This is a genomic window from Rugamonas sp., from assembly GCF_025354735.1.
Classification (GTDB): Bacteria; Pseudomonadota; Gammaproteobacteria; order Burkholderiales; family Burkholderiaceae_D; genus Rugamonas.
Genome location: NZ_JANXMI010000167.1, coordinates 1 through 21,713, shown reverse-complemented (window position 1 = coordinate 21,713; position 21,713 = coordinate 1). Strand labels below are relative to the sequence as shown.

Sequence of the window (21,713 nt, the reverse complement as noted above, 5' to 3'; positions counted from 1 at the left end):
GATGTACATATTATTAGATTATTGCATCCCGAAGTCAAGCGATTGATGCGACCGGCCGGCAAAAGGCGCCGCGCGCGTCTATCGTTGACAATGATAATATGGTCGTACATACTGACGCAACTTTATCGCCCGGTCACCGTCTTTCATCTTCTTTCTCCCGCCATGTCCTCCACCTCCACCATCGAACGCGAACAGTTACTGACGCACGGCCTGCGCATCATCCATGCGCGCGGCTTCAACAATACCAGCGTGCAAGACATCGCGCGGGCGGCCGGCGTGCCGGACCGGTCCTTCTCGGCCTATTTCGCATCCAAGGAGGATTTCGGCTTGCAAATCCTGGAAATTTACTACGCCAACAGCTGCGCCACCATCAGCGCGACGCTGCGCAACGACGCCCTGCCGCCCCTGCAGCGGCTGCGCGATTATCTGGCCCTGAACCGCGCCCACCTCGATCGCGACGGCATGCGCAACGGCTGCTTGTACGGCAATTTCAGCGCCGAAGGCAGCGACCACAGCGAGGAACTGCGCCAGCGCATCATCGATATTTTCCGCCAGGTTCAACAAGCGTTCAGCGATTGCCTGAAGGCCGCCGTGCGCTGCGGCGAACTGCGCACGCGGCTCGAATGCGACGAGGTGGCCAATTTCGCGGTGGCGGCCTTGCAGGGCGCGATCTTGATGTCGAAAGCGCAGCGCAGCATGGAGCCTGTGCGACGCTTCGAAACGATGCTGTTCGCCATGCTGCAAGCGACGCCGTAAGCCCGCCAGCGACGCTTGACACCGGATAGTGTACGACTGTATTATCGCGTCATGCCTAAGCCATCCAACCGAGATAAAATCCTGACCGAAGGGCTGAAAGTCGTGCACCAGCGCGGCTTCGGCGGCGCCAGCGTGCGCGACATCATCCAGGCCGCCGGCGTGCCGCAAGGTTCGTTCACCAATCATTTTCAATCCAAGGAAGCGTTCGGGCTGGAAATCATCGACCTGTATTTCGACCACGCGCGCCAGACGCTGGACGCCACGCTGCGCAACGACGGTTATTCGCCGCTGCGGCGGCTGCGCGACTACATCGACGCCAACCAGACCCGGCTCCATGACGACGGCATGGAAAATGGCTGCTTGTTCGGCAATTTCCTCGGCGAGGCGGTCGACCACAGCGAAGCGATCCGGCTGCGCCTGCTGGAAATCTTCGCCGAGGTCACCGCCTCGCTGGAATATTGCCTGAACGCGGCCATCGCGGCCGGCGAACTGCCCGCCCATATCGACAGCGCCGGCGTGGCCGGCTACATCGTCGGCGGCCTGCACGGCGCGATGCTGATGGCCAAGGTCGAGCGCAGCGGCGTGCCGGTCGAGCGCTTCGAGCAAATCCTGTTCGGCATGATATTGGCTCGGCCCGACATCCTGCTGCCCGCGCTGAGCCTGGACCTGGCCCCGGCCACCGCCGCCGCCTGATCCGCCCCTTCCGCCACCTCGCCGCCTGCCGCCGCTCCCCCATCCCATTACGGACAAAATTGTCCAGTAAGTCGGGAAGCCCAGGCTGTTTTTCTTTTCGCGGCGCGGGCCTATGCTAGTGACATACCCCACTCAGGAGCCGCAAATGACCCACGCTAATCAGTCTTCCACCTTCATGATCGACGGCGTCACGCCGGTGCACCGCCTCGGTTACGGCGCGATGCAGATCACCGGCCCCGGCATCTGGGGCGATCCGGCCGACCGCGCCGAGGTCGTGCGCACGCTGCAACGCCTGCCCGAGCTGGGCGTCGACTTCATCGACACGGCCGATTCCTACGGCCCGAATGTGTCCGAAGAGCTGCTGCGCGACGCGCTGCCGGCCGGCCACAACATCCTGTTGGCCACCAAGGCCGGCCTGGCGCGCACCGGTCCCGACCGCTGGACCCCGCTGGGCCGTCCCGAATACCTGATCCAGCAAGCCTACGCCAGCCTGCGCCGCCTCGGCGTCGAACAGATCGGCCTGTGGCAATTGCACCGCATCGATGCCAGCGTGCCGCGCGACGAACAATTCGGCGCCGTGCGCCAATTGCAGGACAGCGGCGTGATCCGCCATGCCGGCCTGAGCGAAGTGAGCGTGGACGACATCAAGGCGGCATCGCGCCACTTCAAGGTCGCGACGGTGCAAAACCGCTACAACATCAGCGATCGCGCCAGCGAGGATGTGCTCGACTACTGCACCGAACACGGCATCGGCTTCATCCCTTGGTTCCCGCTCGCCTCCGGCCAGCTGATCGAAGCCGGCAAGCTGCTCGACGCCACCGCCGCCCGCCACCACGCCACGCGCGGCCAAATCGCGCTGGCATGGCTGCTCAAGCGCAGCCCGGTGATCTTGCCTATTCCCGGCACCTCCAAGGTGGCCCACCTTGAGCAAAACATGGCGGCCGCCGCCATCACGCTCACGGATGACGAGTTCGCCGCGCTCGACCGCGCCGGACGCGGCCTGCGCTAAGCCGACAGCCAAGCGGCCGCTAACCCGGCCGCCAGTCCGGCCCGACGGCGCGCCGCCTCCCGTTTCGGCGCGCCGCAGCCTTCCCCTTGCAAACCTCGACCGCCGCCCCGCCGACGGCCGGTCGACCCACGCCCCTTTCTTTGAGCAGGAGCCGCCATGAGCACGCCCGCCACGCCACATTTTTCCTACGCCCCGCTGTTCTGGCTCGCACTCGGCACCTTCGCCGTCGGCACAGAAAGCTTCATGATCTCCGGCCTGCTGCCCGGCATGGCGGCCGACTTGCACGTCAGCATAGTGGCCACCGGCCAGCTCGTGACGGTGTTCGCGCTGGCCTACGCGCTCAGCTCGCCGGTCCTGACGGCCTTGAGCGGCGGCGTCAACCGCCGCAGCCTGCTGATCGGCGCCATGGTCGCCTTCGCGGCCGCCAATCTCGTCGCGTGGTCGGCCCAGAATTACTGGGAACTGATGGCGGCGCGCATCTTGCTGGCCGCCGCCGCCGGCCTCTACGTGCCCGGCGCCAACGCGCTGGCCGGCGTGGTCGCCGGACCGGAGCGGCGCGGCACGGCGCTGGCCATCGTCAACGGCGGCATCACCATCGCCGTGGCCTTCGGCGTGCCGCTGGGCGCCCTCGTGGGCGACCGCCTCGGCTGGCGCATGACCTTCGCCGGCGTCGCGCTGCTGGCCACGCTGGCCACGGCCGGCCTCGCGTTCGGCCTGCCGCGCGGCATCGGCCAGGGCTTGCCGACGGCGACCCTGCGCGAACGCATCGCGACGGCGCGCCGCCCGGTCATCCTCACGACCCTGCTCGTGACGACCTTGTGGGCCATGGGCGCCTACACCATCTACACCTATCTGGCGCTGTTCGTGGCCGCCGCCACGCCGCTGCACGGCGCCCAGATCGGCTACGTGCTGCTGACCTGGGGCGTGGCGGCGGCGGTCGGCGTCTTCATCGGCGGCAAGGCGGTCGACCGCTACGGCGCCCGCAGCGTCATCATCCCGGCGCTGGCGGCCTCGATCGCCGCCTTCGCGCTGCTGTCGGCCAGCGCCCACCTGCTGCCCAAATCGCTGGCCCTGGTTCCGGTGCTGGTCGGCGTGGTGGCCTGGGGCGTGGCGCACTGGAGCTTCTATCCGGGCCAGCAGGCCGGCCTGATCGGGGTCGCCGGCCTGAAGGGCACGCCCATCGTGCTCTCGCTCAACGCCTCCTTTATGTACCTGGGCTTCTCGTTGGGCGCCGCGCTCGGCTCGCTGACGCTGAGCTACTCGACGGTGGCCGACCTGGGCTGGGTCGCCGCCGTCTGCGAAGCGGCCGCGCTGACGCTGACCATCGTGCTGGGCTGGCGCGGCGCCTTCACGGCCGACGGCGCGCGGGCGCCGACGACGAGCCGATAACGCCGCACGGCAGCCTACTACAGCGGCGTCGCCAGGTGCGCCGCCAGATATTTGCCCAGGCACAGCAGCGTGACCGTCGGCGGCAAGCCCCAGGCTTCCGGTATCACCGACGCGTCGCAGACATACAGATTCCCGGTCGACGTTCGCAAATGCCGGTCCACGCCGGCGCCGATGCGCACGCTGCCGCCCGGATGCGCGGCGAAGTGGCGGCTCTGAAACACGTGATGCGCGCCGGCCCGGGCCATAATCGTCCGCCCCATCTCCACGCCCAGCCACAACTTTTGCCGGTCGGCGGCAGTCAGCGTCTTGTCCACCCACAGCGGGCCGATGCGCCCGCCGATCTGGTCGCGGACCTTCACCATCACCGTCAGCGTGCGGCTGTGGGCCAGCACCCGGTCCAGCCGTCCCGCCTGCGCCGCGAAGGCCTGGTACATGGCTTTCGGCAAGGTCATGTCGGCCAGCGTGATGCCGTCGGCCTCCAGGTGCATGCCGGCCGCCATCGGCACTTCCTTGCCGCCGTCGATATCGTCGACCGTGCCCATCACCGCGATCACCGGATCGCTGAACAGGGCGTCGGCGCCGGCCGACAGGCCCGACGCCTGCAGCAGTCGCGGGCTGCCGATGCCGCCGCCGGCCAGCACCACCACGCCGGCGTGGGCCTGCCGCACGGCTTGGCCGCGCACGAACTCGACGCCGACGGCGCGCCCGTCGCGCAGCAACACCCGCGTCACCTTCGCCTGGTCCAGCAAGACGGCACCGTGGGCCACCGCGTCGTCGACGAAATTGCGCGCCGTCCACTTTGCGCCAAAGGGACAGCCGTAGGTGCAGCGCCAGCACCCGCTGCGGCACTGGTCGGCGTAGATCATCTTGTCGAGCTTGCGCCAGTCGTGGCCCAGTGCCTGCGCGGCCGCCATGATGCGCGCGGCCATCGGCCCCACCAGCCGGTCCGGCAGCGGCAGCATCGGCACCTCCTCGCGCAACTGGCGCAGGGCCGGCGCCAGATCGATGCCGTAACGCAGGAACAGCGGCAGCGGCGGCGCCATCGCCGTCGCGTAATTGATGGCCGAACTGCCGCCGCTGGCGATCGCCCGCACCAGCAGCGAACCGTCGCGGTGCAAAAAGGCGCCGCGTCCCGGCACCGCCGCCATCGCCGCCATCTGGCGCAGCGTGCCCTTCAGCGGCGCCGCGCTGCCCTGTTCCAGCAACAGCACGCGGGCGCCGCGGCGCGCCATCTCGCGCGCCACGGTCGCCCCGCCGGGACCGCTGCCGACGACGATCACGTCGTAGGCGGCCGGCGCGGCGCCCCGGTCCGGCGCGGCGCTGCCGTCCATCACGGCGCCAGGCCGACGGCCCGGCTCTCGCGCCAGCTCTGCTGGCCGCAGGCCAGCCACCGCATCACCTGCAAGGCCTCGGCGGCCGGCACCGGATTGGCGCCGACGCCCAAAATCGCATCGCGCACGCCGGCGTAGTAGCGCCGGTAATCGCCGTCGACGCCGGCGTGGCCGCGCACGGCCAGGCCATCGGCGCCGGCCATTGTCAGCGTGCCCGGCTGCGGATCGATGCCCCACTGCGCGCCGCCCGGCGCCAAGCCGGCCTTCAAGGCGTCTTCCTGCGCGTCCAGGCCCAGCTTGACATAGCTGCCGGCCGTGCCGTGGACCACGAAGCGCGGCCCCGGCTGCGCCGTCAGCGCGCTGGCGTGCAAGATCACGCGCAAGTTGTCATAGCGCAGCACGGCGTGGAACCAGTCGTCGGTGGCGGCGCCGTCGCGCTGCCGCATCAAATCGAGCGTGATGGTTTGCGGCGCGCCGAACAGCTGCAAGGCCTGGTCCAGCAGATGCGGCCCGAGGTCGTACCACAGGCCGCTGCCGGGCACGCCGGACTCGCGCCAGCGCGTCTGCACCTGCGGCCGGAAACGGTCGAAATGCGATTCAAGCTGCGTCACGCGGCCCAGCGTGCCCGCCGCCAGCAACTGCCGCACGGTCAGGAAATCGGCATCCCAGCGCCGGTTGTGAAACACCGACAGCAAACGGCCGCCGGCCTCGGCGCGCGCGATCAGGTCGGCCGCCTCGGCCACGTCGATGGTGAACGGCTTGTCGACCACCACGTGCTTGCCGGCCGCCAGCGCCGCCAGCGCCAGCGGATAGTGGCTGGCGTTCGGCGTCGGAATCACGACCAGATCGATGTCGGGCCGCGCGAACAAGGCTTGCGGCGTGTCACACACGTCCACCTGCGGCAGCGCCGCCCGCACCTTGGCGGCATCGCTGCTGGCCAGCGCCACCAGTTCCAGGCCCGGCACGCTGCGCACCAGCGGCGCGTGAAACGTGGCCGTCGCATAACCATAACCGACGATGCCGACTTTTAGCGCCCGTTCGGCGCCGCCATCGCGCGCCAATGAAGAATTCGTTTCCATCTCTGTTCCGCTCCTGGATTAATAAGTGCCGGCGGCCGGCCGGCGCCGCGCTGACACCGGCGGCCGACCATAGCATACACGCCATCAGGGGAACCGGCCGCCCGCGTTTCCACTACAATCGACGCCACTGTCCACACGGAAAACCACATGAGCCTGCCCCTGTCCTGCGGCACCCTGATCGTCAACGCCCGCCGTCAATTACTGCTGTGCCACGTCACCAACACCGCCAAGTGGGATATACCCAAGGGCTTGCTCGACGCCGGCGAAACGCCGCTGGCCGCCGCCATGCGCGAACTGCGCGAAGAAGCCGGCATCGCCTTCGACCCAAGCTTATTTATCGAGATCGGCTTTTTTTCCTACCGCCAGGACAAGGATTTGCACTTGTTCAAATTGCGGGCGCCCGACGATTTCGACGACTTGTCGCAGCTCCATTGCAGCAGTTTCTTCGCCGACGAGACGACGGGCTTGCCGACGCCCGAGGTCGACGGCTACCGCTGGGCCGGGCGCGAGCAGATCCGCCGCCTGTGCTGGCCGCGCATGGCGACGCGGCTGCTGGCGCTCGATTGGTGAATGGCGACTGGCGAACCGGCCGTTGCGGCGCGAAAATTGTGCGCCCGCCAGCGCCCTCGCCGGCCCCGCTTTGATTTAAAATCAACGGCTTTTGCAAATCCGCCGGCAGTCGCCGGCACCTTGCGTCCAGCGGTTTGCACAAAAATACAGGAGACCAGATGGCTGACCCCATACACCATAAAAACGAACTCAAGCGCGGACTCAAAAGCCGCCACATCCAGCTGATCGCGCTCGGCGGCGCCATCGGCACCGGCCTGTTCCTCGGCATCGCCCAAACCATACAGATGGCCGGCCCGTCGGTGCTGCTCGGCTACGCCATCGCCGGCCTGATCGCCTTCCTCATCATGCGCCAGCTCGGCGAAATGGTGGTCGACGAACCGGTGGCCGGCTCCTTCAGCTACTTCGCCGACAAATATTGCGGCCACCTGGCCGGCTTCATGTCGGGCTGGAATTACTGGGTCTTGTATGTGCTCGTCAGCATGGCCGAACTGTCGGCCGTCGGCATCTACGTGCAATACTGGTGGCCGGCGATCCCGACGTGGATGTCGGCGCTGGCCTTCTTCCTGGTCATCAACGCCATCAGCCTGAGCAACGTGAAAGCCTTCGGCGAAATGGAATTCTGGCTCGCCATCATCAAGGTCGTCGCCATCGTCGGCATGATCGCCTTCGGCGCCTGGCTGCTCATTTCCGGCGACGCCGGCCCGCAGGCGGCCGTCTCGAATCTGTGGACCCACGGCGGCTTCTTCCCGCATGGCGTCGGCGGCCTCGTGATGGCGATGGCCGTCATCATGTTTTCCTTCGGCGGACTCGAACTGATCGGCATCACCGCCGCCGAGGCCGACGACCCCTCGCACACCATACCGAAAGCCACCAACCAGGCCATCTACCGCATCCTGATTTTCTACATCGGCGCGCTGGCCATCCTGCTGTCGCTGTATCCGTGGGAAAAAGTGGTCACCAGCGGCAGCCCCTTCGTGCTGATCTTCCACGCGCTCGACAGCAATATCGTCGCCAACATCCTCAACGCCGTCGTGTTGACGGCCGCCCTGTCGGTCTATAACAGCGGCGTCTACAGCAACACCCGCATGCTGTACGGCCTCGCGCTGCAAGGCAACGCGCCGCAGGCGCTGCTCAAGGTGAGCCGGCGCGGCGTGCCGCTGGCCGCGCTGGGCGTGTCGGCGCTGGCCACCGGCGTCTGTGTCGTCGTCAACTACTTCATGCCGGGCAAGGCGTTCGAAGTGCTGATGGGCCTGGTCGTCTCGGCGCTGATTATCAACTGGGGCATGATCAGCTGGATACACCTGCGTTTCCGCGCGCACAAACGGGCCGCCGGGCAAAGCACGCTGTTCCGCAGCCTCGGGTATCCATTCACCAACTACCTGTGCCTGGCCTTCCTGGCCGCCATTCTGGTGGTCATGTATCTGACGCCGGATCTGCGCATGTCCGTCTACCTGATCCCGGTCTGGCTGATCGCGCTCGGCATCGGCTACGCACTGGTGCGCAACAAAGCGGCCGCCGCCGCATCGCCACCGTCGTCCGCGTCCGCGTCCGCGCCGCACTAAGCGCGCCGCGCCGCCCTTCCCCATGGCTCCCTTTCCGGGAGCCATTTTTATTTCCTGTCCCGCAAGCGGGGCGGCGCCGGCGCTACGCGCGTCAGCGCACGGAAGTTCATGCCCGGGCGCAGTAAGGTGTGCCGTAAATCATGCACGCGGCCCGCCCCGCGCATGCCACTCACAATGCAACACGCGGCGCCCGGCACCACCTCAAGGAACAGGATACAAAATGGGACCATGGATATTGGCGGCCGTATTGGCCGGCGCCGCATTGACGCTGTTTCAAGTGCCGGGCTGGGCCTGGCTGGCCGCGCTCGGCGCGTGGCTGCTGCTGGGACTGGCGAGCGCCGTCATCGGCCCGCCAGCCGCCCTGGTCTTGCTGCTGGTGTTCGGTGTGCCGGCGGCGCTGCTGGCCGTCAAGGCGCTGCGCCGCGCCCTGCTGACGCCGCACCTGCTGGCCCTGTTCAAAAAGCTGCTGCCGACCATGTCCGACACCGAACGCGACGCGCTCGAAGCCGGCACCACGTGGTGGGACGCCGACCTGTTCAGCGGCCGGCCCGACTGGGACAAGCTGCTGACGCTGCCGTCGCCGACCTTGAGCAGGGAGGAGCATTCTTTCCTCGCCAATGAAGTCACGCAGCTATGCGACCTCGTCGACGACTGGGAATCGACCCAGGTGTGGCAGGCGCTGCCGCCGCAGGCCTGGCAATACGCCCGCGACCAAGGTTTCCTCGGCATGATTATCCCCAAAAAATACGGCGGCAAGGAATTCTCCGCCTATATGCACTCGCAGGTGGTGATGAAACTGTCGACCCGCTGCTCGGCGCTGGCCGTGCAGGTGATGGTGCCGAACTCGCTGGGCCCGGCCGAACTGCTGCTGCACTACGGCACCGAACAGCAAAAAGACTACTACCTGCCGCGCCTGGCCGCCGGCACCGACATCCCCTGCTTCGCGCTGACCAGCCCCTACGCCGGCTCCGACGCCGCCGCCATACCCGACACCGGCGTCGTCTGCATAGACCAGTGGGAGGGCCGCGACACCTTGGGCCTGCGCATCAGCTGGGACAAGCGCTACATCACGCTGGGCCCCATCGCCACCCTGCTGGGACTGGCGTTCCGCGTGGTCGACCCGGACGGCCTGCTGCCGCCGGGCAGCGCGCCCGGCATCACCTGCGCGCTGATCCCGACCGGCCACGCCGGCGTCGTCATCGGCCGCCGCCACTGGCCGCTCAACGCCGTGTTCCAGAACGGCCCCACCTCGGGCCGCGACGTCTTCATCCCCATGCAATGGGTCATCGGCGGGCCGCAGCAGATCGGCAAGGGCTGGCGCATGCTGATGGAATGCCTGGCTGCCGGCCGCGCCATCTCGCTGCCCTCGTCCAGCGTCGGCGTCGCCAAGATGGCCGTGCGTGGCACCAGCGCCTACTGCGCCATCCGGCGCCAGTTCAAGACCGCCATCGGCAAGTTCGAGGGCGTGCATGAAGCGCTGGCCCGCATGGGCGGCAACCTCTACATGATGGACGCGGCGCGCAAGATGTCGGCGCTGGCCGTCGACCTCGGCGAACAGCCGGCCGTCGTGTCGGCCATCGTCAAATACCACGTCACCGAGCGCGGCCGCGCCGTCGTCAACGACGGCATGGACATCCTCGGCGGCAAGGGCATCAGCATGGGGCCGAGCAACTTCCTCGCCCGCGCCTACCAGCAAGTGCCGATCGCCATCACGGTCGAAGGCGCCAACATCCTGACGCGCTGCCTTATCATCTTCGGCCAGGGAGCGATCCGTTCCCATCCCTACGTGCTGCGCGAAATGCGCGCCTGCGCCGAACCCAAGCAGCGCCAGGCCGAACACGACTTCGACGCCGCCTTCTTCGGCCACCTGGCCTTCGTCTGCGCCAACGCCGTGCGCGCGCTGTGCTACGGCCTCAGCGGCGCCATCTTCGCACCAGTGCCGCAGCACGCCGTGCCCGACGTGCGCCGCCACTACCGCGCCGCCGGCCGCCTGGCGACCGCGTTCGCGCTGCTGACCGACCTGTCGATGTTCGTGCTGGGCAGCGAACTGAAGCGCCGCGAACGGATTTCCGCCCGCCTCGGCGACGCGCTGTCGCAGCTCTACCTCGTCAGCGCCGCGCTCAAGCGCTACGACGACGACCTTTACCCCGCCGCCGACGCGCCCTATGTGCACTGGTCGGTGCAGGACGCGCTGCTGAAGGCGCAACTAGCCCTGGTCGGCGTGCTCGACAATTTCCCCAACCGCGCCGTCGCCGTGCTGGCGCGCTTGCTGATGTTCCCGCTGGGCCTGCCGCAGCGCGCACCGTCCGACCAGCTCGGCAGCGCCGTAGCCGACGCCATGCAAACCGGCGGCGCCGCCCGCGAACGGCTGCTGGCCGACAGCTTCATCGCCGACGACATCGGCGACCCCATCGCCTGCGGCGAGCTGGCCTTCGCCCTGTTGCCACAGGTGAACGCCATCGAACAGCGGCTGAAGCCGGCGTTCCACAACGGCACCATCGAGCCCATACCGCAAAGCCTGGTCGAGATGCAAGCCTGGATCTTGCAGGCGGCCAGCCGCAACCACATCACCATGGAAGAACGCCGCGTGATGGCGGACTACGCCCGCTTCGCGGCGCTGGCCATCCACGTCGACGATTTCCCCGCCGACCTGAACGCCGCCGCCGACACCGCCAAGCGCCAGCGCATGAGCGCCGCGACCATGGCCATGGAAAGCTGAGGCCCATCGGGCGGCGACTATGTTTACAATGCGCACCTCAACCCGCGCATTCCCGACATCGCCGCCCATGACTCTTAAAATTTCCCGCATCCTGCACGCCGGTTACGTCTTCGAATGCGAGGGCACGGCCATCGCATTCGATCCCATCGTTGAAAATCCGTTCAGCCGCAACTGCCACGCCTTTCCCGCCGTCGCCTTCGACCACGGCCAGATCAGACAGCTGAAACTGGCCGCCGTCTTCATCTCCCACTTTCACGACGACCACTGCTCCTTCGACAGCCTGGACCTGCTGGACCGCCGCACGCCCATCTACCTTTACTGCCAGTTCGACCAGCTGTTCGACATGATAAGGGAGCTCGGCTTACTCGACGTCCACGCGCTGCGCACGGACACGCCGGTCCACATCGGCCCCTACACCGTCACCCCGCGCGAGGCGCTCGACACCGAAGTGGACTCGCTGTTCCACATCCACGCGGCCGGCCTCAACGTCCTCAACGTCGTCGACTCCTGGATCGCGCCCGACACGCTGGCCACGCTGGCCCGCAGCGCGCCGTGGGACATGGTGCTGTGGCCGTTCCAGACCATGCGCGAAATCGAAGTCATCGCCCCTTCGCGGACCGAGCGCGAAGCGGCCCACATCCCCGCCGAATGGCTGGACCAGCTGCGCCTGCTCAATCCGCGCTACATCGTGCCCAGCTCCTGCCAGTTCGTGCAAGAACCGTGGTCCTGGTACAACCACGCCATGTTTCCCATCACCTACCGCCAGTTCGGCCGGGAAGTCGGCGCGGCCCTGCCCGGCGCGACCATCGTCCAGCTGTCGCCCTCGGTGTCGGTCGAACTCGACCGGGACACGCTGACGCCGGCCGCGCCGCTGCCCTGGGTCCACCCGGTCGGCCCGCAAGACGTCGACTACGCATACGACCAGCACATCGCCGCGCCGGCCACCGCCGACATCGCGCGCCGTTTCGCGCCGCTGGCGGCCGCGCAGGCCGAGCTGGTCCACGCCTACTGCCGCGCCGGCCTGCTCGACAAATACCGCGCCATGGAACTGCCGGAAGACAGTTACTTTGAACAGCCGCGCCACTGGCAGCTGGCCCTCTACGACCACGCCGGGGCCCTCAGCCTCTACCACTACCGCGTCGAGGGCGACACCATCACGCCGCTGCCCGTGCCGCCGCCGGCCCTGTCCTGGACCACGCAGCTGCCGCTGGCCAAGCTGTACGCGGCGCTGGCGCTGGGCGAATCACTGACGTCCATGTATTTGCGCATCAACGACACCCTGTTCGACAGCGCGACCGAAGCGGAAGTTCAATCGGCCGACATCGTCGACGACCCGCTGATACGCTGCCTGTTCAACGACGCCTTCGGCGCCTACCAGGCCGCGCAGCTGAAACGGATACAGGGCCGCCGGCCGGCCTGACCGCCTGAGTGCGTGAATCCCGCACCGCAGCGCCGGGGCGTCGACAAAACAGTGTCGTTTCGCTATGATGGATGGGTCTCTTCAGCTGACCCACTCTCGGACTGGATAACGATGGCCAACTCACCCGCAGCGGCAGCGTCAGCCGCGATATCGAGCGTCCCCGCCCGGCCCGGCCCCTCGCCGGCCGCCATCGACCAGGCCGACCACGCCATGCGCCACTGGCGCGACCCCGGCCCCGATCCGGTCCGGCCCGGTTCCCCGCGCCACCTGCACATGTTTTGCCAGATGCTGCTGCACACCCACAATCCCTACAAGCCGGCCGTCATCGACTGGCCGCCGCTGACGCCGGACGCGCTGCGCCGCGTCACGTCGCTGCCGATCTGGGACATCGCGGTCCAGACCGAAGGCCGCGCCTCGATCCGGGTCCGGAGTTTCGCCGCCACCGTGCGCGATCCGCTGCTGCGCCAGGCGCTGGAAATGGACGGCGCCGAGGAGGCGCGCCACAAGGACGTGCTCTCCAAGCTGGTGCAAGCCTACGGCATCGCGCTCGCGCCCGAACCGGCCTACCTGGCGCCCGACGATCCCGAATGGGGCTGGCTGCTGACCGGCTACAGCGAGTGCATCGACAGCTTCTTCGCCTTCGGCCTGTTCGCCGCCGCCCGCCGCTCCGGCTTTTTCCCGCCCGAGCTGGTCGACACCTTCGAGCCGGTGATCCAGGAAGAAGGCCGCCACATCCTGTTCTTCGTCAACTGGGCCGCGTGGCACCGGCGCAACCTGCCGTGGTGGCGCCGCCCGCTGTACACGGCCAAGGTGGCGCGGGTCTGGCTCTACCTGATCTGGGAGCGCATCGGCATCGCGCGCGGCATCGACACCGATGGCATGGCCCAGGACGCCAATTTCACCATGAACGGTTCGGCCATGCTGGGGGAGGCGCTGTCGCCGCGCACCATGATCGAGCTGTGCCTCGAAGAAAACGCGCGCCGCATGGCCGGCTACGACAGCCGATTGCTGCGCCCGCAAACGGTGCCGCGCCTGGCCCGCTGGGCGCTGCGCTTGCTGCGCTAAAATCCTTGCGCCGACATTGTTGGGGCGAAACTGTTGCGCCAAAACGTCAGCCGGCGCAGATTTAATCGCGCCATCCGTGATCTGCCGCAAGCACGCGCAAGCTCAGCGCCCGCTCACGCCACGTAGCCGGCCTCGCGGAACCACGCCAGCGCATCGCGCAAGCCATCCTGATATGGACGCGGCGCATAGCCGAGCACGCGACGCGCCTTGTCCGAGCTGAAATACATGCGGTGGCGCGACATCTTGAGCCCGTCGACGGTGACGAAGGGTTCGCGGCCGGTGCGCCGCGCCACCGCCTCGGCCAGATGCGCCAGCGGGTACAGCGGCCAGCGCGGCAGCCGCAGCGACGGCGCCCGCCGGCCGCTGAGCGCCGCGATATCGCCCAGCATCTGTTGCAGGCTGACGTCCTGCCCGCCCAAAATATAACGCTCCCCGATGACACCGCGCTCCAGCGCCAGGAAATGCCCCTCGGCCACGTCGTCGACGTGCACCAGATTGAGTCCCGTGTCGACGAAGGCCGGCATGCGGCCGGACGCCGCCTCGATGACGATGCGCCCGGTCGGCGTCGGCCGCACGTCGCGCGGGCCGACCGGCGTCGACGGCTGCACGATCACGGCCGGCAAGCCGTGGTCAGCCACGCGGCCCAGCACCAGCTGCTCGGCCAGCACCTTGCTGCGCTTGTAGCCGCCGATGGCCTCGGCGGCCGACATCGCCGCCTCCTCGCCGACCGGGGCGGTGGCGCCGGCCACCCGCAGGGTCGCCACGCTGCTGGTATAAACGACGCGTTCGACCCCGCACTGTTGCGCCGCGCGCATCACGGTCTCGGTGCCAGAGGTATTGGCCGCGACTATCTCTTCGGGATGGGCGGCCCACAGCCGGTAATCGGCCGCCACATGGAAGACGTGGCGCACGCCGGCGCAGGCGCGCAGCATCGCGGCCGGGTCGCGCATGTCGCCGCTGACGATGCGCACCGGCAGCTGCGCCAGGTTGCGGCGCGGGCTGTCGTCGCGGGCCAGCACCCGCACCCGCAGACCGCGCGCCAGCGCCCGCCGCACCACGGCCGAACCGAGGAAGCCGGTCGCTCCCGTGACCAAAATATCGTCGTCCGCCATCGCGTTTTAGTCCTTGTGCAATTTATAATCAGTTGCCGTGAAATTAAAAACAAGGTAGGGTCTACAACAAGCATATAGTAGTTACTATTGCAAAATTGGTGTTGCTTTTATCGGCGCACCACGCGGCCGGATGGTGCTACCACCAGCCGCCGCCCATGCACCATCGGTTTGCCATCTGAGACGCGTTCGACCGGAGATCCGGAAAGGAGTTTCTGCATGCAGGTGATACTCGCCCAACCGCGCGGTTTCTGCGCCGGCGTCGTCCGCGCCATCGAAATCGTCGACCGCGCCCTCGTCAAGTATGGCGCGCCGGTCTTCGTGCGCCACGAGATCGTGCACAACAAGCATGTCGTCGACAGCCTGCGCCGCAAGGGCGCCGACTTCACCGAGTCGCTGGACGGCATTCCGGCCGGCGCCGTCACCATCTTCAGCGCCCACGGCGTGCCGGCCTCGGTCGAGGCCGACGCCGTCGCGCGCCAGCTGCGCGTGATCGACGCCACCTGCCCGCTGGTCGCCAAGATCCACCACCAGGGCCGCCAGTACGCCGCCAGCGGCCGCCGCGTGATCCTGATCGGCCACGCCGGCCACCCGGAAGTGGTCGGCACCCTGGGCCAGATACCCGGCGACGTGATCCTGGTCCAGAACGAGGCCGAGGCGCGGACGCTGGACTTGGCGGCCGACACCGCGCTGGCCTACGTCACCCAGACCACCCTCAGCGTCGACGACACCCGCGCCATCATCGCCACCCTGCACCGCCGCTTCAGCAACCTCATCGGGCCGGACACGCGCGACATCTGCTACGCCACCCAGAGCCGGCAAAGCGCCGTGCGCGAGCTGGCCAAGCGGGTCGACGTGCTGCTCGTCGTCGGCGCCACCAACAGTTCCAATTCCAACCGGCTGCGCGAAATCGGCGCCGAAAGCGGCATCCCCAGCTATCTGCTGGCCGACGGCAGCGAACTCGATCCGGCCTGGGTGCTGGGCGCGCGCGTGCTGGGCGTGACGGCTGGCGCCTCGGCCCCGGAGTCGACCGTGGAAGACGTGCTGGCCGCGCTGCGCCGGCTCGGCCCGGTGGAACTGAGCACCATGGAAGGCCGCGAGGAATACGCCGAATTCCGCCTGCCGGCCCTGCTCGCGGACCCGACGCCGCCGGCGTCTTTGCCGCCGCCGCACGACGGCGCCCGGCAGGCCGAGCACCCGGCAGCGCCACAAACAACGCAACAATTACAGCCTCAACAATTGCAGCTCGAAGACTGACACGCTCACCAGGAGAACCGCATTGGCCATACCTTTTCTGCAAGTGGCGCGCGTCGGCGCCTACGTCGCCCGCCAGCACCTGGCCGGACGCAAGCGCTACCCGCTGGCGATGATGCTCGAACCACTGTTCCGTTGCAACCTGGCCTGTTCCGGCTGCGGCAAGATCGACTATCCCGACCCCATCCTCGACCAGCGCCTGTCGGTGCAACAGTGCCTGGACGCGGTCGATGAATGCGGCGCGCCGGTGGTCTCCATCGCCGGCGGCGAACCGCTGCTGCACAAGGACATGCCGGCCATCGTCGAAGGCATCATCGCCCGCAAGCGCTTTGTCTACCTGTGCACCAACGCCCTGCTGCTGGAAAAAAAGCTCGACCAGTACAAGCCCAATCCCTACTTCATCTGGTCGGTCCACCTCGACGGCGACCGCGAAATGCACGACCATTCCGTGTGCCAGAGCGGCGTCTACGACCGCGCCGTGCAAGCCATCGGCAAGGCGCGCGCGCTCGGCTTCCGCGTCAACATCAACTGCACGCTGTTCAACAACGCCGATCCCGAGCAGGTCGCCAATTTCTTCGACACCCTCAAGGGCATCGGCGTCGACGGCATCACCGTCTCGCCCGGCTACGCCTACGAACGGGCGCCGGACCAGCAGCACTTCCTCAGCCGCGCCACCACCAAGCAACTGTTCCGCGACATCCTCGCGCGCGGACGCGGCGGGCGCGACTGGGCCTTCAGCCAGTCCTCGCTGTTCCTCGACTTTTTGGCCGGCAACCAGACCTACCATTGCACGCCGTGGGGCAACCCGACCCGCACTGTGTTCGGCTGGCAGCGTCCCTGCTACCTGCTGGGCGAAGGCTACACCGACAGCTTCAAGTCGCTGATGGAAGACACCGACTGGGACGCCTACGGCACCGGCAACTACGAAAAGTGCGCCAATTGCATGGTCCACAGCGGCTACGAGGCGTCGGCCGTGGCCGACACCGTGGCCCACCCGTTCAAGGCGATGGGCGTGGCCCTGCGCGGCGTGCGCACCAGCGGCAAGATGGCGCCGGACATCGCGCTCGACCGCCAGCGGCCGGCCGACTTCGTGCACTCCAAGCACGTCGCCATCAAGCTCGAAGAAATCGGCCGCACGGCATCGGTCAAGCCGCGCCGCGCGCCCGAGCCGAGCGAGGTCGGCGGGAGCTGAGCGATGGCCCCGGCTCACTCGTCGATGTGGATAACATGGCTGGGCACGGCGCTGTGCGCCGTCGCGGCCGGCTACGCGCTGCTGGCCGCGTGGCTGAGCCGCTACGCGCCGCGCGCCGACGAGGCTGTCGCGGCGCAGGCCACGCCGGCATCGGCACTAACATCAACATCGACATCGGCACCGTCACCGTCACCGGCACTGTCACCGCGCGCTGTCACGGTGCTCAAGCCGCTCAGCGGCGCCGAACCGCGCCTGTACGACAACCTCGCCACGCTGTGCCGCCAGGACCATCCCGACTACCAGATCGTGTTCGGCGTGCGCGAGGCCGACGACGCGGCCGTGGCCGTGGTCCAACGCCTGCAAGCGGACTTTCCCGACCTCGACATCAGCCTCGTCGTCTCGGCCCGCGCGCACGGCCGCAACCTCAAGGTGGCCAACCTGATTAACATGCTGCCGGCCGCCCGCCACGACTGGCTGCTGCTGGCCGACAGCGACATCGCGGCGCCGCCCGATTATCTGCGCCGCGTCAGCGCGCCGCTGGCCGACGCCGGCACCGGCATCGTCACCTGCCTGTACCGCGGCCGCGCGCTGGGCCGCTTCTGGCAGCGCGTCGGCGCCCAGTTCATCGACGACTGGTTCGCGCCGTCGGTGCGCATCGCCCACGCGGCCGGCTCGCGCCGCTTCGCCTTCGGCGCCACCATCGCCGTGCGGCGCGACACGCTGGCCCTGATCGGCGGCTTCGAGGCGCTGGCCGGCCGCCTCGCCGACGATTTCTGGCTCGGCGAGCTCAGCCGCCGCCACGGCCTGGCCACCGTGCTGTCGGACGTCGTCGTCAGCACCGACGTCACCGAAACCACGCTGGCGGCGCTGTGGACCCACGAACTGCGCTGGCTGCGCACGATACGCTCGCTCAATCCGGCCGGCTTCAGCCTCACCTTCATCACCCACACCTGGCCGCTGCTCATCGGCGGCGCGGCGCTGGCGCAGACGCCGTCGGCCTGCCTGCTCGCGCTCAGCGGCGCGCTGTCGCGCAGCGTGCTGGCCGGCGGCCCCGGCGCCGCCGCCCGCGCGCCGCTGCGCGACACCCTGCTGCTGGCCGAATGGGCCGCCGCCCTGGTCGGCTCCCGGGTCAGCTGGCGCGGCCAGCAACTGCCGGTGCGCGACGGCGCGCCCGACATCGCCGGCCCCGGCCGCGCGGAGCACGCGCTCCAGCACCAAGACTACGCCAAGCCGCACGCCGCCCCGGCGTCCCATCATCAGACACGTCATCCCACCTGAAGGGTCCTATGAAAACTTTATTCCTCCAAGCTCCATCGTTTGACGGTTTCGACGGCGGCGCCGGTTCGCGCTACCAGGCCAAGCGCGAGATCAAATCGTTCTGGTTCCCGACCTGGCTGGCCCAGCCCGCCGCCATGGTGCCCGGCAGCCGCCTGCTCGACGCGCCGGCCGACGAGCTGACGGTGGCGCAGTCGCTGGACATCGCCGCCGACTACGAGCTCGTCATCATCCACACCAGCACCCCGTCCTACGACGGCGACGCCCGCTTCGCCGAAGCGCTCAAGGCGCGCCAGCCGGCGCTGCTGATCGGCATGGTCGGCGCCAAGGCCGCCGTCGAACCGGACGCCACGCTGACCGGCAGCACCGCCATCGACTTCGTCTGCCGCGAAGAATTCGACTACACCTGCGTCGACGTCGCCGCCGGCCTGCCGCTGGCCGAGATCACCGGCCTGAGCTACAAGGCCGCCGACGGCGCCATCGTCCACAACGCCGCCCGCGCCATGATAGAAGACATGGACGCGCTGCCCTTCGTGGCGCCGATCTACCAGCGCGACCTGAAGGTCAACAACTACTTCATCGGCTACCTCAAGCATCCCTACGTGTCGATCTACACGGGCCGCGGCTGCCGCTCGCGCTGCACCTTCTGCCTGTGGCCGCAGACCGTCGGCGGCCACGCCTACCGAACCCGCACGGCCGCCAGCGTCATCGAGGAAGTGAAGTGGATACGCGACAACATGCCCGACGTCAAAGAGATCATGTTCGACGACGACACCTTCACCGACTTCCGTCCGCGCGCCGAGGAAATCGCGCGCGGCCTCGGCCAGCTGGGTGTCACGTGGTCGTGCAACGCCAAGGCCAACGTCCCCTACAGCACGTTGAAAATCATGAAGGACAACGGCCTGCGCCTGCTGCTGGTCGGCTACGAGTCGGGCGACGACCAGATCCTCCTCAACATCAAGAAGGGCTTGCGCACCGACATCGCGCGCCGCTTCACGGCCGATTGCCGCAAGCTCGGCATCATCATCCACGGCACCTTCATCCTCGGCCTGCCCGGCGAAACGCGCGACACCATCGAAAAAACCATCCAGTACGCCAAGGACATCAACCCGCACACCATCCAGGTGTCGCTGGCCGCGCCCTACCCCGGCACCACGCTGTACAAGCAGGCGATGGACAACGGCTGGCTGCAAAGCCACAAGGTCATCAACCTGGTCAACGAGCGCGGCGTGCAGCTGGCCGCGATCAGCTACCCGCATCTGTCGAAGGAAGAGATTTACCACGGCGTGGAAAAGTTTTATAAGCGCTTCTATTTCCGCCCCAGCAAAATCTGGGAAATCGTCCGCGAAATGATGGGCAGTTGGGAGATGACCAAGCGCCGCCTGCGCGAAGGCGTCGAGTTCTTCCACTTCCTGCGTTCGCACGAGGCTTGATGCCGGCGCACCGACCAGCGGCCGCCGCGCCGCGCGGACTGATCTTGACGGCCGACGACTTCGGCCTGCATGTAAGCGTCAACGCGGCGGTCGAACTGGCGTGGCGGGACGGCGTGCTCAACGCCGCCAGCCTGATGGTCGCCGCGCCCGCCGCCGCCGACGCCGTGGCCCGCGCGCGCCGCCTGCCGGGCCTGCGCGTCGGCCTGCACCTGGTGCTGGCCGACGGCGCCGCCACGCTGCCGGCGTCGCAGATTCCCGACCTGGTCGGCGCCGACGGCCGCTTCGGCTCGGACATGGCGCGCGCCGGCTGCCGCTTCTTTTTCCTGCCCCGCGTGCGGCGCCAGCTGGCCGCCGAAATCCGCGCCCAGTTCGCCGCCTACGCCGCCACCGGCCTGCCGCTGGACCACGTCAACACGCACAAACATTTTCATCTGCACCCCACCGTGCTGACGCTGATATTAACCATCGGCCGCGACTACGGCCTGCGCGCCATGCGTTTGCCGCTGGAGGCGAACGCGCCGTTCTGGCTGCGGCCGTGGCTGCTGCTCACGCGGCGCCGCCTGCGCGCCGCCGGCATCGCCCACAACGACCACGTGGTCGGCATCGCCGCCAGCGGCGCCATGGACGAAGCGGCGCTGCTGGCCGCCCTGCCCGCGCTGGCGGCCGGCGTCACGGAAATCTATCTGCATCCCGGCCTGGCATCGGGCGCCGCCGTCGCCGCCAGCATGGACGGCTATCGCCACGCCGACGAGCTGGCGGCCCTGCTGTCGCCGCGCGTGCGGGCCGCGCTCGAGCAGCTGGTCCAGGGCGGACTGCGGCGCGGCGGCTTCGCCGACCTGCTGCCGGCGCCACGGTGGCAAGCCACATGAAGCGCCTCGCCTGGCTGACCGGACTGGCCGGCTTGTTCGGCCTCACGCTGCTGATTCTGCACCAGGGCTGGTCCGACGTCGGCCACACCATCTTGCACGGCGGCTGGCTGCTGTTCCTGCTGCTGCCGCTGCACCTGCTGCCGCTGGCGCTCGACGCCGCCGGCTGGCGCGCCCTGCTGCGCAGCGCGGTGCCGGCGCAGCGGGCCGGACTCGGCTTCCTGCTGTGGGTGGCCAGCGTGCGCGAAGCCGTCAACGGCCTGCTGCCGACGGTGAACGTGGGCGGCGAACTGGCCGGCATCCGCCTGGCCAGGCTGCGCATCGCCGACACCAGCGCCGTCGCCGCCAGCGTCGTCGTCGAAGTGATGGTCACGCTGTTCGCGCAAGCCCTGTTCACCGTGCTCGGCGTGCTGATGCTGCTGGCCTCCCTGCCGGCGGCCGGGCATGGCTGGGCCATCGTCGGCGGCTTGATCCTGTCGCTGCCGATACCGGTGCTGTTCGCGCTGTTCCTGCGCCACGGCACGCTGTTCGCGCGGCTAGAAAGCGCGGCCCTGCGCTGGTTCGGCGCCGGCCAGCTGAGCGCGATGATGGCCGACGGCGCCCGCCTCGACGCCCACATCCGCGCGCTGTGCCGGCGCAGCCGCGTGCTGCTGGCGACGCTGCTGTGGCAATGCGCCGGCATGGTCGCCGGCGTGCTCGAAGTGTGGTTCGCGCTCGACCAGTTCGGCCATCCCGTCACGTTCGGCCAGGCGCTGGCGATCGAGGCGCTGACCCGCGCCGGCCGCCAGATGGCCTTCTTCGTGCCGGCCGGCCTCGGCGTGCAGGACGCGCTGGTGCTGCTGCTGGGTCAGTTGCTGGGCGTCGATCCCGAGGTCGCGCTGTCGCTGGCCCTGGTCAAGCGCGCGCGCGAAGTGCTGTACGGCGTGCCGGCGCTGCTGTCGTGGCAGTGGATGGAATGGCACCGCTGGCGCCGCGACGGCCAGCGCAGCGC

The 21,713-nt window shown here is 68.4% G+C and carries 18 protein-coding genes; 15 read left to right on the top strand and 3 right to left on the bottom strand.

Translation table 11 applies throughout. The annotated features are described in order from the left end of the window. Positions 1-162: 162 nt before the first annotated feature. From Q0S71_RS13870 to Q0S71_RS13855, 4 genes are all read left to right on the top strand, one after another. Entirely contained in the window at positions 163-756 is a 594-nt protein-coding gene (locus Q0S71_RS13870) for a TetR/AcrR family transcriptional regulator (RefSeq protein WP_295996541.1), read from the top strand. A 51-nt stretch (positions 757-807) separates the two neighbouring features. Further along, complete coding sequence (locus Q0S71_RS13865; protein WP_295996540.1) at positions 808-1,449, top strand: TetR/AcrR family transcriptional regulator; 642 nt, start codon at positions 808-810, stop codon at positions 1,447-1,449. A gap of 145 nt (positions 1,450-1,594) precedes the next feature. Continuing rightward, positions 1,595-2,458: an aldo/keto reductase gene (locus Q0S71_RS13860; RefSeq protein ID WP_295996538.1), complete on the top strand. Its 864-nt coding sequence runs from the start codon at positions 1,595-1,597 to the stop codon at positions 2,456-2,458. 156 nt (positions 2,459-2,614) lie between these two features. After that, positions 2,615-3,847 carry an MFS transporter gene (locus Q0S71_RS13855; RefSeq protein WP_295996534.1) on the top strand — a complete coding sequence of 411 codons (1,233 nt, stop codon included), beginning with the start codon at positions 2,615-2,617 and terminating at the stop codon, positions 3,845-3,847. Between the two features lie 17 nt (positions 3,848-3,864). On the opposite strand, the gene Q0S71_RS13850 is transcribed toward Q0S71_RS13855, so the two are convergent. Both Q0S71_RS13850 and Q0S71_RS13845 read right to left on the bottom strand, forming a co-directional pair. After that, positions 3,865-5,178 carry an FAD-dependent oxidoreductase gene (locus Q0S71_RS13850; protein WP_295996530.1) on the bottom strand — a complete coding sequence of 438 codons (1,314 nt, stop codon included), beginning with the start codon at positions 5,176-5,178 and terminating at the stop codon, positions 3,865-3,867. Continuing rightward, positions 5,178-6,257, bottom strand: coding sequence for an oxidoreductase (locus Q0S71_RS13845; RefSeq protein ID WP_295996525.1), 1,080 nt, complete (start codon positions 6,255-6,257; stop codon positions 5,178-5,180). Before Q0S71_RS13845 ends, Q0S71_RS13850 begins: the two co-directional genes overlap by 1 nt. A gap of 147 nt (positions 6,258-6,404) precedes the next feature. On the opposite strand from Q0S71_RS13845, the gene Q0S71_RS13840 reads away from it, so the two are divergent. The 5 genes from Q0S71_RS13840 to Q0S71_RS13820 all read left to right on the top strand — a co-directional run bounded on the left by Q0S71_RS13840 (position 6,405) and on the right by Q0S71_RS13820 (position 13,593). After that, the gene (locus Q0S71_RS13840) at positions 6,405-6,827 is read left to right on the top strand and encodes an NUDIX domain-containing protein (RefSeq protein ID WP_295996522.1); all 423 of its coding nucleotides are present in this window, start codon (positions 6,405-6,407) and stop codon (positions 6,825-6,827) included. 158 nt (positions 6,828-6,985) lie between these two features. Continuing rightward, a complete protein-coding gene (locus Q0S71_RS13835) occupies positions 6,986-8,389 on the top strand; it encodes an amino acid permease (protein ID WP_295996519.1) in 1,404 nt (467 codons plus the stop codon). Between the two features lie 220 nt (positions 8,390-8,609). Next, positions 8,610-11,108 (top strand): acyl-CoA dehydrogenase, encoded by a 2,499-nt coding sequence (locus Q0S71_RS13830; RefSeq protein WP_295996516.1) that lies wholly within the window; start codon positions 8,610-8,612, stop codon positions 11,106-11,108. 67 nt (positions 11,109-11,175) lie between these two features. Next, positions 11,176-12,528 carry an MBL fold metallo-hydrolase gene (locus tag Q0S71_RS13825; protein ID WP_295996514.1) on the top strand — a complete coding sequence of 451 codons (1,353 nt, stop codon included), beginning with the start codon at positions 11,176-11,178 and terminating at the stop codon, positions 12,526-12,528. A gap of 210 nt (positions 12,529-12,738) precedes the next feature. Then, a complete protein-coding gene (locus tag Q0S71_RS13820) occupies positions 12,739-13,593 on the top strand; it encodes a ferritin-like domain-containing protein (RefSeq protein WP_295996553.1) in 855 nt (284 codons plus the stop codon). Between the two features lie 113 nt (positions 13,594-13,706). Here the strand turns inward: Q0S71_RS13820 and hpnA are convergent, their stop codons facing one another. Continuing rightward, positions 13,707-14,705 carry a hopanoid-associated sugar epimerase gene (gene hpnA, locus Q0S71_RS13815; RefSeq protein WP_295996512.1) on the bottom strand — a complete coding sequence of 333 codons (999 nt, stop codon included), beginning with the start codon at positions 14,703-14,705 and terminating at the stop codon, positions 13,707-13,709. Between the two features lie 216 nt (positions 14,706-14,921). On the opposite strand from hpnA, the gene ispH reads away from it, so the two are divergent. The 6 genes from ispH to Q0S71_RS13785 form a co-directional block, all read left to right on the top strand. Further along, positions 14,922-15,959: a 4-hydroxy-3-methylbut-2-enyl diphosphate reductase gene (ispH, locus tag Q0S71_RS13810; protein ID WP_295996509.1), complete on the top strand. Its 1,038-nt coding sequence runs from the start codon at positions 14,922-14,924 to the stop codon at positions 15,957-15,959. A gap of 22 nt (positions 15,960-15,981) precedes the next feature. Further along, a complete protein-coding gene (gene hpnH, locus Q0S71_RS13805) occupies positions 15,982-17,148 on the top strand; it encodes an adenosyl-hopene transferase HpnH (RefSeq protein WP_295996506.1) in 1,167 nt (388 codons plus the stop codon). Positions 17,149-17,151: 3 nt separating this feature from the next. Further along, positions 17,152-18,426, top strand: coding sequence for a bacteriohopanetetrol glucosamine biosynthesis glycosyltransferase HpnI (gene hpnI, locus Q0S71_RS13800; RefSeq protein WP_295996504.1), 1,275 nt, complete (start codon positions 17,152-17,154; stop codon positions 18,424-18,426). Positions 18,427-18,434: 8 nt separating this feature from the next. Further along, positions 18,435-19,856 carry a hopanoid biosynthesis associated radical SAM protein HpnJ gene (hpnJ, locus tag Q0S71_RS13795; protein ID WP_295996501.1) on the top strand — a complete coding sequence of 474 codons (1,422 nt, stop codon included), beginning with the start codon at positions 18,435-18,437 and terminating at the stop codon, positions 19,854-19,856. Further along, a complete protein-coding gene (hpnK, locus tag Q0S71_RS13790; protein WP_295996498.1) occupies positions 19,856-20,725 on the top strand; it encodes a hopanoid biosynthesis-associated protein HpnK in 870 nt (289 codons plus the stop codon). The genes hpnJ and hpnK overlap by 1 nt, the downstream gene beginning before the upstream one ends. Continuing rightward, positions 20,722-21,713 (top strand): lysylphosphatidylglycerol synthase domain-containing protein (locus Q0S71_RS13785; RefSeq protein ID WP_295996495.1); only part of this gene is annotated, 992 nt, incomplete at its 3' end. The genes hpnK and Q0S71_RS13785, both read left to right, overlap by 4 nt.

What these genes read in the sequence shown, in the direction of transcription:
- Q0S71_RS13835 (WP_295996519.1), top strand. Translation starts at nt 6,986, where the DNA reads ATGGCTGACCCCATACACCATAAAAACGAACTCAAGCGCGGACTCAAA.
- hpnA (WP_295996512.1), bottom strand. Translation starts at nt 14,705, where the DNA reads ATGGCGGACGACGATATTTTGGTCACGGGAGCGACCGGCTTCCTCGGT.
- Q0S71_RS13870 (WP_295996541.1), top strand. Translation starts at nt 163, where the DNA reads ATGTCCTCCACCTCCACCATCGAACGCGAACAGTTACTGACGCACGGC.
- Q0S71_RS13820 (WP_295996553.1), top strand. Translation starts at nt 12,739, where the DNA reads ATGCGCCACTGGCGCGACCCCGGCCCCGATCCGGTCCGGCCCGGTTCC.
- Q0S71_RS13845 (WP_295996525.1), bottom strand. Translation starts at nt 6,257, where the DNA reads ATGGAAACGAATTCTTCATTGGCGCGCGATGGCGGCGCCGAACGGGCG.
- Q0S71_RS13865 (WP_295996540.1), top strand. Translation starts at nt 808, where the DNA reads ATGCCTAAGCCATCCAACCGAGATAAAATCCTGACCGAAGGGCTGAAA.
- Q0S71_RS13855 (WP_295996534.1), top strand. Translation starts at nt 2,615, where the DNA reads ATGAGCACGCCCGCCACGCCACATTTTTCCTACGCCCCGCTGTTCTGG.
- Q0S71_RS13830 (WP_295996516.1), top strand. Translation starts at nt 8,610, where the DNA reads ATGGGACCATGGATATTGGCGGCCGTATTGGCCGGCGCCGCATTGACG.
- hpnK (WP_295996498.1), top strand. Translation starts at nt 19,856, where the DNA reads ATGCCGGCGCACCGACCAGCGGCCGCCGCGCCGCGCGGACTGATCTTG.
- Q0S71_RS13840 (WP_295996522.1), top strand. Translation starts at nt 6,405, where the DNA reads ATGAGCCTGCCCCTGTCCTGCGGCACCCTGATCGTCAACGCCCGCCGT.
- ispH (WP_295996509.1), top strand. Translation starts at nt 14,922, where the DNA reads ATGCAGGTGATACTCGCCCAACCGCGCGGTTTCTGCGCCGGCGTCGTC.
- Q0S71_RS13860 (WP_295996538.1), top strand. Translation starts at nt 1,595, where the DNA reads ATGACCCACGCTAATCAGTCTTCCACCTTCATGATCGACGGCGTCACG.
- Q0S71_RS13850 (WP_295996530.1), bottom strand. Translation starts at nt 5,178, where the DNA reads ATGGACGGCAGCGCCGCGCCGGACCGGGGCGCCGCGCCGGCCGCCTAC.
- Q0S71_RS13825 (WP_295996514.1), top strand. Translation starts at nt 11,176, where the DNA reads ATGACTCTTAAAATTTCCCGCATCCTGCACGCCGGTTACGTCTTCGAA.
- hpnJ (WP_295996501.1), top strand. Translation starts at nt 18,435, where the DNA reads ATGAAAACTTTATTCCTCCAAGCTCCATCGTTTGACGGTTTCGACGGC.
- hpnI (WP_295996504.1), top strand. Translation starts at nt 17,152, where the DNA reads ATGGCCCCGGCTCACTCGTCGATGTGGATAACATGGCTGGGCACGGCG.